General features: G+C 60.3%; 11 protein-coding genes. 7 read left to right on the top strand and 4 right to left on the bottom strand.

Annotated features, from left to right (window positions below; translation table 11 throughout):
* Positions 1-187 precede the first annotated feature (187 nt).
* Positions 188-715 carry a DUF4269 domain-containing protein gene (locus B5J99_RS07885; protein WP_117352086.1) on the bottom strand — a complete coding sequence of 176 codons (528 nt, stop codon included), beginning with the start codon at positions 713-715 and terminating at the stop codon, positions 188-190.
* Positions 716-1,038: 323 nt separating this feature from the next.
* On the opposite strand from B5J99_RS07885, the gene B5J99_RS07890 reads away from it, so the two are divergent.
* The 6 genes from B5J99_RS07890 to B5J99_RS07915 all read left to right on the top strand — a co-directional run bounded on the left by B5J99_RS07890 (position 1,039) and on the right by B5J99_RS07915 (position 8,830).
* Positions 1,039-3,180, top strand: a complete 2,142-nt coding sequence (locus B5J99_RS07890) for a PQQ-dependent dehydrogenase, methanol/ethanol family (RefSeq protein WP_117352087.1) — start codon at positions 1,039-1,041, stop codon at positions 3,178-3,180.
* Positions 3,181-3,278: 98 nt separating this feature from the next.
* On the top strand, positions 3,279-4,394 hold the full coding sequence (gene alr, locus B5J99_RS07895; protein WP_117352088.1) for an alanine racemase: 1,116 nt from the start codon (positions 3,279-3,281) through the stop codon (positions 4,392-4,394).
* Positions 4,395-4,512: 118 nt separating this feature from the next.
* Positions 4,513-5,268, top strand: coding sequence for an SDR family NAD(P)-dependent oxidoreductase (locus tag B5J99_RS07900; RefSeq protein WP_117352089.1), 756 nt, complete (start codon positions 4,513-4,515; stop codon positions 5,266-5,268).
* A gap of 78 nt (positions 5,269-5,346) precedes the next feature.
* Positions 5,347-5,823 (top strand): GlcG/HbpS family heme-binding protein, encoded by a 477-nt coding sequence (locus B5J99_RS07905; protein ID WP_117352090.1) that lies wholly within the window; start codon positions 5,347-5,349, stop codon positions 5,821-5,823.
* Positions 5,824-6,363: 540 nt separating this feature from the next.
* Positions 6,364-7,494 carry a dipeptidase gene (locus tag B5J99_RS07910; protein ID WP_117352091.1) on the top strand — a complete coding sequence of 377 codons (1,131 nt, stop codon included), beginning with the start codon at positions 6,364-6,366 and terminating at the stop codon, positions 7,492-7,494.
* Positions 7,495-7,870: 376 nt separating this feature from the next.
* Positions 7,871-8,830: a LysR substrate-binding domain-containing protein gene (locus B5J99_RS07915; RefSeq protein ID WP_162892502.1), complete on the top strand. Its 960-nt coding sequence runs from the start codon at positions 7,871-7,873 to the stop codon at positions 8,828-8,830.
* Between the two features lie 82 nt (positions 8,831-8,912).
* On the opposite strand, the gene ald is transcribed toward B5J99_RS07915, so the two are convergent.
* The 3 genes from ald to B5J99_RS07930 form a co-directional block, all read right to left on the bottom strand.
* Positions 8,913-10,037 (bottom strand): alanine dehydrogenase, encoded by a 1,125-nt coding sequence (gene ald, locus B5J99_RS07920; RefSeq protein ID WP_117352093.1) that lies wholly within the window; start codon positions 10,035-10,037, stop codon positions 8,913-8,915.
* 162 nt (positions 10,038-10,199) lie between these two features.
* Complete coding sequence (locus tag B5J99_RS07925; RefSeq protein ID WP_117352094.1) at positions 10,200-11,522, bottom strand: serine hydroxymethyltransferase; 1,323 nt, start codon at positions 11,520-11,522, stop codon at positions 10,200-10,202.
* Positions 11,523-11,603: 81 nt separating this feature from the next.
* Positions 11,604-12,386 carry a phytanoyl-CoA dioxygenase family protein gene (locus tag B5J99_RS07930; protein WP_162892503.1) on the bottom strand — a complete coding sequence of 261 codons (783 nt, stop codon included), beginning with the start codon at positions 12,384-12,386 and terminating at the stop codon, positions 11,604-11,606.
* Between the two features lie 584 nt (positions 12,387-12,970).
* Between B5J99_RS07930 and B5J99_RS07935 the strand changes: the two genes are divergently transcribed.
* A complete protein-coding gene (locus tag B5J99_RS07935; protein WP_245991803.1) occupies positions 12,971-14,887 on the top strand; it encodes a DUF885 domain-containing protein in 1,917 nt (638 codons plus the stop codon).
* Positions 14,888-14,933: the final 46 nt, after the last annotated feature.

Raw genomic sequence — 14,933 nt, forward strand, 5'->3', positions numbered from 1 at the left:
CATTGCCGATGGGGATATGGCTGCATGGGGCGGGCAAGGGTGTCGGCCTTCAGGCGCGCTTCCGGTTTCACCACTTATAGGCATCAACGAAGCACGTTCGCTGTTCGTTGTCATGAGATGCGAGCAGGCGGAAAATGCCTCCTGCTTGAGGTCGGTGGCGCAAGGAATTTGCCTTGAAGAACCGGCGTTATTTGAAACCTTTATCTACCAGCAGCGCGGTAAGATCGGTGTCCGAGTAGGCCTCAAGGCTGAGCAGCGCCTGATATGGATCGCCGACAAGGCCAAGCAAGGCCGCAAATGCGGGCTCGGTCTTCATGCCATTGCTTCGCTGCGCCATGACCGCGTCGCGAAAAACGCCTGTGCCAAGCGCAAGCAACCTCTGCTCCACAAGGAAATGCCGCCATCCATATTGCTCGGATACCGGAGACGCCTGACCAAACAGTTCGATCGTCCAGCCAGCGCCGGCAAAACTGGCGACGACGGGCCGATCATGCGCGATCCTCTGCCACATGCGGAACTCGGCGTGCGTGCCAAAAGCGTTCCACACCGCGCGCGTGAAGCCATCCGGATCGGGGGCGAAGCAGACAATATCTATATCGCTCGCTGGAAGGTCCAAGCCCAATGGCGGCGTTCCCACGACATGCGGATCGAAGGCAGCCAGCTCAGGCAAAACCCCCAATCTGTCCAGAGCCTCCAAATAGTGCGGTCGGATCATCGAGACACTGATACGACGAGCCCGCGTGTTCCGTAAAGGTCTGTGCCGGATGAAGTACGTCCGCCAGGGAGCAACCGATGGAACATCCATCGGCCGGTTTCGGGCGGCCAACCGATGCTGCATGCCAGACGCGCAGTTCGAGGCCAGCAGGGACTGTGACGGACCAGGCCAGCCAGAGAATTCCTGCGGCTCTGAAACAAGATTTTTGGTTTGCGGACAGCAAGCGGCCCGCGTCTAAAACAGGCTGAGCTTTATCATTACCCGAAGCGCCCCCGGGCGGGGCGGCTTGCTCAGGCATCGACTTCAAGCGTTGGGGCAACTGGATGCATTCTCTGTCGGAAATCCGGAAATACACGCAGGCGGCATTCATTTGTGCCGCGTTCTTGCTGTTGAGCTTGCAGGCGTGTTCATCGCCCAAATCCGCAGCCCCAGGTGCCGTTGATCAGGCGAGACTTCTCAATGCTTCATCCGAGCCGGACAACTGGCTCGCAGGTGGCGGCGGGTTCGATGAGCAGCATTACAGTGCGCTCGACCAGATCAACGCACAGAATGTTGCACGATTGGGTCTCGCATGGTCGTTTGAAGTCGATACCAATCGAGGACAGGAAGCGACCCCTTTGGTCATTGACGGCGTCATGTACACGTCAACGGCTTGGTCGAAGGTCTATGCTATCGATGCACGTACGGGCAAGCAGCTGTGGCAGTTCGATCCACAGGTTCCCGGTGATGCAGCCTACAGCACCTGCTGCGATGTGGTGAATCGCGGCGTGGCTGTCTGGAGGGGGAAGGTTTTTGTCGGTACGATCGATGGGCGGCTGATCGCGATCGATGCGAGGACCGGCGATCAGCTTTGGTCCGTACAGACCTTCGACCGCTCCCATCCCTACGCGATTACCGGCGCCCCCCGGGTCTTCAAGGACAAGGTCATCATTGGCAATGGCGGTGCCGAATTCGGCGTCCGCGGGTATGTCACTGCTTATGATACCCAAACCGGTGCGCAGTTATGGCGTTTCTACACTGTGCCAGGCGATCCGTCGAAAGGGCCCGACGGTGCCGCATCAGATTCGGTGATGCCAATGGCGACCAGAACCTGGGCGGGCAAGTGGTACACGATGGGGGGCGGCGGCACCGCCTGGGACTCGATCGTTTATGATCCCGAATTCGACCAGGTCTATATCGGCGTGGGCAACGGTGCACCGTGGAACCGGCAGGTCCGCTCGGACGGCAAGGGTGATAACCTGTTCCTGTCCTCGATCGTCGCGGTCGATGCGGACACCGGCAAGTACAAATGGCATTATCAGCAGATACCTGGTGAAAGCTGGGACTTCACCGCGACCCAGCCGATGATGCTGGCCACGCTTTCGATCGGCGGAAAACCGCGCAGGGTGCTGATGCAGGCGCCGAAAAACGGCTTCTTCTATGTTCTCGATCGAAAGACCGGCAAGCTGCTCTCTGCCAAGGCATTCGTCCCGCAGACCTGGGCCGACCATATCGATTTGGCAACTGGGCGTCCGGTCATGAGCGAGAATGCCTATTACCAGAATGGCGCGAAAGTCATGTCCCCGGCTTCGGTCGGCGGCCACAACTGGCAGCCCATGTCCTACAGCCCCCGCACCGGGCTGGTGTACATTCCCACCGTCCGCTGGAGCATGCGATATGACCAGGACCCTGCGTTCAAGTTCCGTCCCGGCGCTGAACTGAACCAAGGGGCAGCGATCAGCCTCGATCCTGCTGCACCTTGGGGCACCGGCGCATTGATTGCCTGGGATCCGCTCAGACAGCGCGAAGTCTGGCGGGTCCCACAACCCGAGATGATCAACGGCGGCACGATCGCGACGGCAGGCGATCTGGTGTTTGCCGGCGATGCGCATGGCACGTTCAGCGCATTTGGAGCAAGGGACGGCAAGAGGCTGTGGTCGTTCAAGCAGCCATCGGGCATCCTCGCAGCGCCAGCCAGCTACAGCATCGATGGCGTTCAATATATTGCGGTGTTGGTCGGAAAGGGCGGTGGTGCCATGGGCCTGCCGGATGTCAATCGTCCCCGGATTCCGAGGCTTAACGGCCGGATGCTGGTGTTCAAGCTGGGCGGAAAGGCCGTGCTGCCCCGGGTCGATCTCGATCTTCCGCCAGCCAATCCGCCCGGGCAGACATTCTCCCCGGCCACTGTCGCCTTGGGCGGGCGGCTGTATGGCGATAAGTGCGCGCGGTGCCATGAGGGGGTCGCGGCGCCTGATCTGCGTCGCTCCAACGCGCTGTCCGATGCGGAAACGTGGAAGGCCGTCGTTTACGATGGCGTGCTGACCGACACCGGTATGATCGGCTTTTCAAAGCTGATGTCGCAGGCGCAGGTCGAAGCAATCCGGGCTTATGTCGGCGATCTGGCGCTCGAACTTCAGAAGGAAGCGAAGACAGCACCCGGCAAGGGGGCAACTGCCAAGGATATGGCACGCGCAAAACCGCAATAGGGCACTGCGGACCGCGCGGCGTCGATGAGCAGCTTGGTTTTCGCCTGAAGCCGGTCACCCCGCCTGATTTGAACATCGAGCCAACAGGACACATTGCCATGCCCTTGCCTTTGTCGAAGCGGCCAGCCTGGGCCGAAATTGATCTCGATGCACTTGCAAGCAATGTGCGCAAGATCAGAAGCCTGATCGGGCCCGATGTCAGGTTCTATGCGGTCTGCAAGAACAACGCTTATGGATGCGGCGCTGGCGAATGCGCAGCCACGATGCGTAACGCGGGTGTTGACGCTTTCGCGGTCTCTGACCCTGAGGATGCAGAGCGTATCCGCGATGCCGGCATAAATGCTCCGATCCTGCTGTACGGCGCGACGACACCCGATCAGGCCGAGGCGATTGCTGACCTCGGCTTGATCGTCACTATCCACGACCGACACGGGCTTGAGGCATTCGAGCAGCTGCAGCGTTCGGTTCAAGTCCATGTGGAAGTGGATTGTGGCTATGGCCGCCTTGGATTTGTCCCGGAAGAATGGCCCGCCGTGTTTGAACGGTTGAAGCAAGCACGTCACCTTGAGGTCATTGGCCTGTACACGCATCTGGTCAGGGCCGAAGACAGGCTGGCGATCGATAGGCAGGTCCGACGATTGAAGCAGGCCATCTCAGCTGCGCATGCGGCCGGCTTTCAGGACCTCGAGACAATGGCCGCAAGCAGCCGCGTTCTGCTGGGCTATCCCGAGCTCACCTGGACAGCGGTCAATCCCGGGCGTGCGCTCTACGGGATGATGGAGCAGCCCTGGCTTGACGGTCTGACGTTCGACCCCGTGATCCGGTCCATCAAGTCGCGGGTCTTGCAGGTCAAGACACTGCCTGCGGACTTCGAGGTCGATGATGCCCGGCACACGGCTGATCCGGGCAGGCTTAAAACAGCGGTGATTGCCTTCGGTTTCAAGGATGGCCTGCCTGCGCAGCCGGACGGGGGCACCGTGCTGGTGCGCGGGCAGCGCGCCCGCATCATTGCAGGGCGCGCGACAGAGCACACCATTCTCGACGTGACGGACATTCCCGATGTCGTCCCGGGTGATGAGGTCGTGCTGGTCGGCGTCCAGGGCGGCGACCGGATCACCGCAGCACAGGCGGTTCAATTCTATGGCATGCCGATGATCGAGCTGATGGCGCGCATGTCGCTCAGCGTCCCCCGGATATACTCCGGTGGTGCATGACGTTTTCTCTGCATGGCCTGGCTCGCGTGTGATTGTCTCGCGGCACGAAATCGACCAGACCTTTGGGTGACTTTCAAGGCAGTCGTTCTGACTGCCCGGATTTGGGTGACGGGAAAAAATGGCGAGAACAGCATTCATTACAGGCGCGACATCCGGCATCGGTGAAGCAGCGCTTAGGACGTTCGCGCGGGCCGGCTGGAACGTTATCGGCACAGGCCGCCGATCCGATCGGTTGCACGCTTTGCGTCAGGAGATCGGTGCGCAGATGCATGGCTGCGTATTCGATGTGCGAGATGAAGCCGGGCGCGATGCGGCACTGGCGGCATTGCCACCCGCGTTCGGCGAAATCGATCTGCTGATCAACAACGCCGGTCTGGCGCTCGGCACCAATAGCGCCGATCAATCGGATGTCGACCAGTGGAAGACGATGATCGATACCAATGTTACGGCTCTCGTATCGCTGACGCACAGACTGCTGCCCGGCCTGATCGGGCGGCGCGGCGCTATCATCAACCTGTCCTCGGTTGCCGGAAGCTACCCCTATGGCGGCGGCAATGTTTATTGTGGCACCAAGGCCTTTGTCACGCAGTTCTCGCTGGCGCTTCGCTCCGACCTGCATGGCAAGGGCGTTCGGGTCACGTCGATCGAACCGGGTATGGTGGAGACGGAATTCACGCTCGTCCGCACCGGGGGGAATGATGCCTCGTCCAGCGCCTTGTACCAGGGTGCAAACCCCATGACGGGCCAGGATATAGCTAACACCCTGTTGTGGGTCGCACAGTTGCCGCCGCATCTGAACATCAATCGCCTTGAGCTTATGCCCGTGAGCCAGTCGTTCGCCGGGTTTCAGGTTGCGCGGACCGAAGCGGGCTGATCGGGCGTCGCAGCGCTGAGTTCCCGACGTCGTCGGGGGCGCATCGCTGGTTGAAGAAACCGTGAAGGGAAACGTGTCATGATGCGAATATTGCTGGTCGCCGGAGCAGCAGCTGGACTGGGTATTGTGCCAGCAGCCGCTGCGCCTGCCGAGCCGTCCGACCAGGCCATGTTGCGCCTTGCCGATGCACAATCCATCGCAACCCGCGCGCTGCAGGCTGCAACCGAAAAGCAGATGAATGTGGCGATTGTGATCGTGAACCGCGAGGGCCGGGTCATTTTGGCTCAACGCATGGACGATGCCTCGTTCATGAACATGGCGCTGGCCGAAGCCAAAGCAGCGACTGCTGCCGCTGCCGGCGTGCAGACGTCGTTGCTGGAGGATGCCGTGAACCAGGGCAAGCCCTCTTTGCTGTCCGTGCCCGGATCTGCGATGATCGGTGGCGGTGTGCCCATCGTGCGGGCCGACAGGATTGTGGGCGGAATCGGGGTCAGCGGCGGATCGCCGAAGGATGATGAAAGCATCGCAACGGAAAGCCTCGGCCCACAAGGATAAGGCCGGATCTGGCAAGCAGTGTTCCCCGCGGCAAGGTCCGCTGGCGCATGGACGCGGGCGCCAGGATATGATCGGTTGCTGGCTTGGAAACGCCTGGTCCGATACCCGGCCCACATTCCTCTTCGATCAGGCGGGGCGAAGGTGACAGCCCCATTAGGCAGCTAAGAACCCAGCGTTAGATTATCTGGCGTCGAGCCCCAAAATTAGTGGTTTGCGCAGACGGGCACATTTCCGACACAACCCTCAGCAGAGGGGAAATGTCCTCTCCTGCGCCAACGACAGGGGGTTTGCGGTCAGTCCTGGCGACGTCGGTATGCCCGTGAGCAAACTCCGCTCGATGCAAGGCTTGGCGGTTGGTGGGGGTGACGGACCTTCTGCTCCATCACATGGCGCCAACCACTTGATGTCGGGTCCGATCCGGACCCGACATTCGCCGATCGCAACAGGAACGCCACCATCCTGCCGGTGACCGCAAGCGAACACCGACGCGCTATCTGCGGTGCGCTGGGCTTGGTTTTCTGTAAGGAGAAGGACGAGGTTATGCTCAACAGAAGAGAGATCATTCAGGGGACCAGCGCAACCGCAGTCTTGGCCTGGGCGCTTCCCGCGTTGGGAAAAGCGGGTGACGTCCCGGCGCTCCTCAAGGATGCGGAAGCGCTTTACAGGGAATCGGTCGTCATCGACATGCTGTGCGACGAGTATCGGGACGCCAGCGGGCTCGAGCAGATCAAGCAGGCGGGCCTGACAGTCATGAGCACTACCCTGGGTGTACGCCGACCCGAAAAGCCTCGCGGTAGCTATATGAGCAATGGCTTCGAGCTCGACAGCGCAGTCGAGGATTGCGTCGAGTGCAACAAGTTCATCAAGGATAACAGCACCCTGCTAGCACCGGCGAGATCTGCGGCAGACATTTTGCGCGCAAAGCAGGAAGGGAAGACAGCAGTCATGCTCAATTTCCAGAACTGCCCGATCGAAGGCGAGCTGGACAATATCGACATGTTCCACAGCCTCGGCATCCGCGCGATGCAGGTCACATACAACGAGCGCAACCTTCTCGGCGACGGCGCGACCGAACGAACAAATGCCGGACTTAGCGATTTCGGTATCGCCGCCGTGCAACGGATGAACGAAGTCGGCATCCTCGTGGATTCATCGCACTCTGGACCTCAGACCACGATGGATACGATCACCTTTTCCAAGCGCACGCCAATCATCTCGCACGCAAACTGCGCCGCACTGAATGAGCATCCGCGCAACAAGTCCGATGAGATTATCAAGGCGCTTGCCAAGAAGGGCGGGGTCATGGGCCTGACAACGGTCAACACCATGGTGAAGCGCGATTTCCCAGTGACGATGGAGGACTGGCTGAATCATGTCGACCACGTCGTAAGGCTTGTCGGCGTGGATCATGTCGGCTTTGGCACCGACACGCTGGTGCGCGGCTGGCCGACCGACCCCAAGCTCAAGGACGAGTTCCTTAAGGCGTATGGCGAACCACATTTCAAGGCGAGCTATCGTTTCCGCTATCCCTTCGGGACCGAGGGAATGAACGATGCCCACAAATGGAAATATGCAACTGCGGGGCTGATGAAGCGGGGATATAAGGACACAGATATCGTCAAGATTCTCGGCGGCAACTGGATGCGGGTGATTGGAGACGTCATCGGCTGAGGCAAGTGCGCTGGCTGGTCCTGCCGCTTGCGACAAATGCCTGAGGTCGGACCGCCACCAAGGCTGATCAACTTCCCACGCGGAGCGAGGGGAGCCGACGGTAGCATCTTGGGCACGCACGATGGCGCCCGGCCTGCCATGCAGCTTGCCGGCGTAACGCAGCAACAGCTCTCGGCCGATCCATCAGCGGTTTCTTGCGCCTGGTATTTCTAGATTGGCGCGGGGCACATAGAGCAGCGCGATCTCGATATCCCGACAGGCTAATGACCTTGCTGCCAACCGATATTTCCCTATAAAATCAATTCGCATCTCGGGGGATGCCGAGACGCGCAGGCTGTTGCAATTCAGCCAAATGTTGGCCGAGGGACAAGGTCTAATGCTCAGGGAAACACCCAATCTGGACTGGCTGCGCGTGTTCGCCGAAACGGCGGCAACCGAGAGCTTCGTCCTGGCAGCGGCGAGGCTGAGCGTAACGCCTGGCGCGGTCAGCCAGCGGATCAAGGCGCTCGAGGCCTTTCTGCGGGTCGAGCTGTTTCAGCGTTATCCGCAAGGAGTAAAGCTGACAGAGGCGGGAAGGCGTTATGCCCAGCGTATCTCTCCGGCGCTCGACCTTCTGGTGTCCGCCACCCGAGAAATCGCTTCGACCGGAGGCCCCAAGACGATCCGCATGTCGATCCTGCCAGCGCTGGCCCAGCTCTGGCTCGGCCCCAGGATGGATAACTTTTATTCGCTCCATGCGAACATGAATGTCGAGATTTGGGCCGATGCGACTGTGATCGATATGCGCACATCCAATTTCGACATCGCAATTCGCTATGGCCAGCCGCCCTTTCCCGGTTGCGAGTATCGCGCGTTGCTGTTCGACGAGCTTGTTCCCGTAGCCAGCCCGAAGCTGATGATGGCAACCGATGCCGACCATCTGGGCCTCCCGATTGGAGCGCCCCTGATGCTGGATATTTATTGGGAGCATGATTTTACCGATTGGCTCAATCGGACCAGCCAGATCCGACCCGAAAAGCTGAGCACGCAGACCTTTTCTTTGTATTCCATGACGGTCGATGCGGCCGTCCAGGGAAGCGGTTTCATGATCGGCCACACCGCACTGATTGGCGGGCTGCTGGAAGAGGGCAAGCTGCAACAGCTTTCCCAACTGCGTGTTCCTTCCAACAATCAGTTCTATCTGCTGACGAAATCAGGCGCGCCGTTGTCCGAGGCGGCCGAAACCTTCGTCACCTGGGTAGTGGAGCAGGCCAGAGCTGGGGAGGCCCAGCCATCGCCGGGCGTTGCAGGTCTGGAGAGTGATGGGGCTGCTGATGTCGCCGAAGCCGGGAACTGACAGTCCTGGCCGTCCAGCCGCCGGATCGCAATCCCGGCAGTACCGCCGCAATGGGCTGGTCCCGGCGGGTTCGTGAAGCCTTTCAGACCGCGATCTGGCCGAGCGATTGCAGCGCTGGCACATAAGGCCGGTTCAGCGCCCGTGCTACGGCAAGGTTGGTGACCTGCCCTGCGTGAATGTTCAGGCCCTCGAGCAAATGAGGATCGTGGCTGAGCGCTTCGAGACCCCTGGCGGCCAGTGCGAGTCCGAAAGGCAGTGTCGCATTGTTCAGCGCTTCGCTCGAGGTCATCGGGACGGCACCGGGCATGTTGGCAACGCAGTAATGAATGATGCCATCGACTTCGTAGGTTGGATTTTCATACGTCGTCGGCCTTGAGGTTTCAAAGCACCCGCCCTGATCTATGGCGACGTCTATCAGCACGGCCCCTGGCTTCATTTTGCTGAGACTTGCGCGGCTGACCAGTCTGGGCGCACTGGCCCCCGGCACCAGCACAGCACCGACCGTGGCATCTGCCTCGGCAAGTTCTTCCTCTATGTTGCCAATCGTCGACATCCGTGTCCGGACCCGCCCGCTGAAGAGTTCGTCCAGCTGGCGCAGCCGTGCAACCGAGCGATCGATGATCGTAACCTCTGCGCCCAGCCCGACTGCCATGCGCGCTGCATGGGTTCCCACGACGCCACCGCCAATGATCATCACGCGGGCCGCCTTTACGCCTGGCACGCCGCCGAGCAGCAGGCCGCGGCCGCCGGAATGCCGCCGAAGCGCTGAGCCTGCAGCCTCGATCGAGAGGCGGCCAGCGACCTCACTCATGGGTGCCAGCAAGGGCAGGGCACCGGAGCGATCCGTGACTGTCTCATAGGCGATTGCCGTGCAGCCCGAATCGAGCAAACCCTTGGCCTGTGCGGGATCGGGAGCAAGATGCAGATAGGTGAAGAGAATCTGGCCTGCGCGCAGCTGAACCCACTCAGACGGCTGCGGCTCCTTGACCTTGACGATCATCTGAGCCCTCTGGAACACTTCGCCTGCGCTGGCGACGATCGTCGCGCCCACTGCCGCGTAGGCATCGTCCCCAGCCCCGATGCCGGCACCGGCACCGGTCTCCACCACCAGCTGATGACCGTTGGCGACATACTCGCGAGCGGACCCGGGCGTCAGTCCTACGCGATACTCATTCGCCTTGATCTCACGGGGTACGCCAACCAGCATGTTGCTTCCTTCCTTGTGTGCATCCGCAGATGGCGCCGAATGTCATGGGCGCACCGAGCCTGGCTCGTGCGGTTCTCGCGTCGTGATCATCCGGGTTTGAAAACGCGCGCTGCCTGGCCACGACGCGACGCAGACATGGGGCAGCGCGGACGATCGCGCCTTTCAATGACGCATGAAATGCAAGGTCTGGAACCCTTGCCTGAACAGGCTTGTCCGCTCGGCCACCGAGGACGGGTCGCTGCAGGTGAGAGCCTCCGTCACGATATCCGCGAGTTCGGGCATGTCGGCTTCCGTCATGCCCCATCGGACGATTTCGGGCGTTCCGAACCGCAAGCCGTTGAAATCGCCTGCAACGGGCGCTATCGGCAAACCGATTCCGGACGCAAGCACATTCGCCAGACGCAGGCGCTGGGCTGCCTTATGGCCGCCCCCGAAACGTTCGGCGCACACAGCCAGCTGGTGCGAGTCCGTAAAGTTGCGCGCGCCCCCGAACACCGGAATGCCCTTGGCGTCGAGTTCCTTGGCGAGTTTCCGCGCGGTCGCCCGCATCTGCCTGGCATAGCCCGGACCAAACTCTTTCCAGTCGAGCAGCGACAGGGCCAGCGAGGCAGTCTTCGCCACATCGAAATTGGCCGTCAGGCCAGGATACGCGATCCGATCGATCCGAGCGGCCAGCTCGGCATCGTTGGTCATCAGCAGACCGGATGGCGGGCCCCCCAGGCTCTTGTAAGTGCTGCAGCCCATCAAATGGGCGCCCTCCTCGAGCGGCTGCTGCCATTCGCCACCTGCGATGATCCCGCACAAATGCGCCGCGTCGAACAGCACATAAGCCCCGACCTCGTCTGCAATCGCCCGAATTTCACGTACGGGGTGCTTCCACAGATTCAGGCTGCCACCGATGGTGATGAGCTTGGGCCGGATTTCCCGGGCGAGACTGGCAAGGCCATCGACATCGATCGTATAGGCATCTGCATCGATCGGCGCGGAATGAACCTGAAGCCCGTAGAGGCCGGCTGCTCCTGCGATGTGGTGGGTGACATGGCCGCCGATGGTATCGGGCGGCACAATGATCTTGTCGCCCGGTCTGCACGTGGCCATGAACGCGTAGAGGTTCGCCATCGCGCCCGAAGCGAGCCGGAATTCGGCATAGCGTGCGCCGAACACTTCGGCCGCCAGTTCGGCTGCGATAATCTCTATCTGCTCGATGGCCTCAAGGCCCATTTCGTATTTGGCACCCGGATAGCCGAGCGACGGGCGACTCCCAAGACCGCTGGACAGGACCTGCTCCGCCCGGGGGTTCATGACGTTCGTTGCGGGATTGAGGTTTATGCAGCTGACATCATGGATCTGCCTGTTTTCGGCGATCAGTTCGAACAGCCGTCCATCGATCGTGTCCGCCGTGCTTTCAAACACCTTGGACGCGACCTTCTGCACCAAGTCTTCGCTGGCGGCCCCGACCCAGGACCGTCTCACCAACATAGCCATATCTTCTCTCTTTCGTGCGAATTGTCCACTCTGACACCGTCAGGCGGCGTTGACCGACGCATGCTGTGGGAGGGGGGCGCCTCAATCAGTCGGTGCGAGCAGACAGTCGTCCGCAAGCGGCTCGACAGCGGACAGGTCGCGGTGATGACGGAAGTCTTCCCGGTTGGTCTTGGTGTAGGCATTGCTCAGCGGGTTGAGGATCAGCGAGAATATGCTGCGGTTGGACGGCGAGATATTGGCGGGCGAACCGTGGACGAGGCAGTCGCCGAAGATCAGAGCTGTTCCCGCTTCGCCCGTGGCCGAAACCAGCGAGCAGGATTTGGAGATTTCCCGGACCTTGTCTTCCTCGACGACCCACAGCGGGTAGCTCGTGGAGACCGTGTCGTGCCGGGTGGCGACGCTGCCGAATTTCTGCGACCCCTTGAAAAAATAGAGCGGGCCGTTGAATTCGGTCACGTCATCCAGAAAGATGTGCAGGTTCAAGGCGAGAGGTTCCGGACAGCCATCATCTTCATGATGGGTCGAAAAATCCTGGTGCCACTGCCAGAGCTCGCCGTCGAACGCGGCCTTCACGTTGATTTTGACCTGCTGAACGTACAGGTCCTTTCCGGCAATCTGCTGTGCCGGCGAGACCAGGCGGGGGTGCCGGACAAGCCGCGCGAAGGTTTCATCGCGCAGATGCAGGCCCATTGCAGTCCGCACTACACCGCTTTTCTTCTCCCGGATGTTCCCCGGATGATCTTCATCGAATACCCGGTCCATCGCACTGCGAATCTCGGCAACCTCTTCGGCCGAGAACAGATTGGGGATCACGAGAAATCCGTTATTGTTGAACTCCTCAAGTTGCTCCTGCGAAAGATACATGTCCTGCTCCTTTATAGGCACGTTCTGTTTCACTGACCGGTGCGCCAGAGGGTAATCCAGCCTGCGGTTAATTCTCATCGCACTTCGGCGTATCGGCGCATGTCATCAAGCCAGTAATACTGGTCCCTAGGATTAGACTTTATGATGCTTCGATCGCGGCAGGAACTGAGGCCGCTGCGTTCACCATATCGGAGGGAAAGGCAGCGCCGGGCTTTGGCTCGCCGAACAGGACGGTTGGCACATGCCGATAGCCCAATAGCATGCGCATGATGCCATGCGCACAATGGCTGGGCTGAAGGACGGACTGGAGCGCCGCTGGCGTCGCCTTCAACAGGTTGAACCTGCGGCAACTGACCCAGCGAGAGATTTTCTGAGGCTTTGAGCCAAGTTTAATGGTTTGCGGGTTGCCGGGGCTTCGACTTTGATTGACCCACGAAATGTCCCCTTGAACGGCAGGCCAGCTCGTGCCGCCTCAGGCTGCAGGATGTTTCGGAAGGTTACCATAAGGGGCGGCGGCTTGCCGGGCTTTGGCCTGAATGCGTCAATGGAGCCTGCCCGCGAACGAACTGTGCAAAGGAATGAGGATGACGAGTTCGATGCCTTGGGATGTTGCTGCGGCTGGATTGTCCGGGAGACGCACCCGGTCCGTTGCAACGCTGCGGCGCATGGCCTCAATGGGGGCACTTCTGCTGTGCGGAGCGGCGGTTCTGCCTGCTCATGCTGAAACTGCTCAGACCGAAGCGCCCTCGGCGCAGGCCGAAAGCGAGACGGCGCGGCTCAATCAATGGTTCGATGCGAAGTTCGAGGAGCAGATGGCCTTCAGTCCGATGTGGTATTCCTATCGGGGCGAGAAGACGGCCTATGACAAGATCGACGATCTTTCGGAGGCCGGAATGCTCGCGCCCGTCGAGTGGCGCCGCAAGTCCGTCGAAGAGATGAAGGCGAAATTCGACCGGGCCAAGCTAACCAAAGACGCACAGGTCTCGTATGATCTATGGATCAATCAGTACGAGCATGCGGCGCTCGCTTATAAATTCCGCAGAAATGAATATGTGTTCAATCAGATGAACAGCCCGCATGCGTGGCTCCCCCAGTTCCTGATAGCAATCCACAGGGTTGATGAGCTGTCGGACATGGATGCGTATGTCGCGCGTATTGGCGGGATTTCACGGGGTCTCAAGCAAAGTCTCGAGCGCGCAAAGCTGAACGCCGCAGCGGGCTCACGCCCTCCCCGATTTTCCTACGATCTGGTGCTCGACCAGTGTCGAGACCTGATTTCCGGAGCGCCGTTCGGCGGGGAGGGCAGCAGCGCTCTATTGACCGATGCCCAGGCCAAAATCGATGCGCTGGTAAAAAATGGGAAGCTGGATCGCAAAGGGGCCGAGCGCTATTCCGCGGCGGTGCGCGAAGCGCTGATCAAGGAACTGGCACCTTCGTATCGCGAGATCATAGCATGGCTGGAGGCTGACCGGTCGAACGCGGATACCATTGCAACAGGTGTGGGCAAGAACCCCGGTGGCAAGGAATATTACGAAGCCCAGCTCGTGATTTCGACCACGACGGATCTGAACGCAGACCAGATCCACGAGATCGGCATCTCCGAGGTGGCGCGGATCAAGAATGAGATGGAGGCCATCAAGGAGCAGGTCGGTTTCAAGGGATCACTGCAGGAATTCTTCGCCTTCGTCCGCGACGATGATCAATTCTACTATCCCAACACAGATGAGGGGCGGCAAGCCTATATCGATGCCGCAACCAAGCATCTCAGCTACATGACAGCCAAGTTACCGCAGTATTTTGGAATTCTGCCCAAGGCCGAAGTCGTGGTCAAACGGGTCGAGCCATTCCGCGAGACCGCTGGCGCAGCGCAACATTACCAGTTGGCTTCGCCCGATGGGTCGCGACCGGGGGTGTATTATGCTCACCTTATCGACATGAAAGCGATGCCGATCCCGCAACTGGAGGTGATCGCCTATCATGAAGGAAATCCCGGGCATCACATGCAGTTTTCGATCGCGCAAGAACTGACCAATGTCCCCAAGTTCCGGACGATGCTCTATTACAACGCGCTTCAGGAAGGGTGGGGGCTCTATTCGGAATATCTGGCCAAGGAGATGGGCGGATATAAGGATCCCTTTTCCGACTTCGGGCGTCTGACGACGGAAATCTGGCGCGCCATTCGGCTGGTGGTCGACACCGGGCTGCACTCCAAGGGGTGGACCGAGCAACAGGCGGTCGCGTATTTCAGCGAGAACTCGCCAGCTGCCGAGGGCCAGATCCAATCCGAAGTGCAGCGTTACATCGTGATGCCCGGCCAAGCGACGGGCTACAAGATCGGCATGATCAAGATGCTGGAGCTGCGCAGGAAGGCAGAAGCCGCGCTGGGCAAGAAATTCGATATCAAGGGCTTTCACGACACGGTGCTGGGGGCAGGGCAGATGCCGCTCGATATCCTGGAGCGCCGGATCGACGATTGGATTGCGGCGCAACAGTCGCGTTGATCCAGAAGCGCTACGTCAGGCCAGAGGCCCTGCAAGCCTTGATGGC

Source organism: Blastomonas fulva (assembly GCF_003431825.1).
Taxonomy (GTDB): domain Bacteria; phylum Pseudomonadota; class Alphaproteobacteria; order Sphingomonadales; family Sphingomonadaceae; genus Blastomonas; species Blastomonas fulva.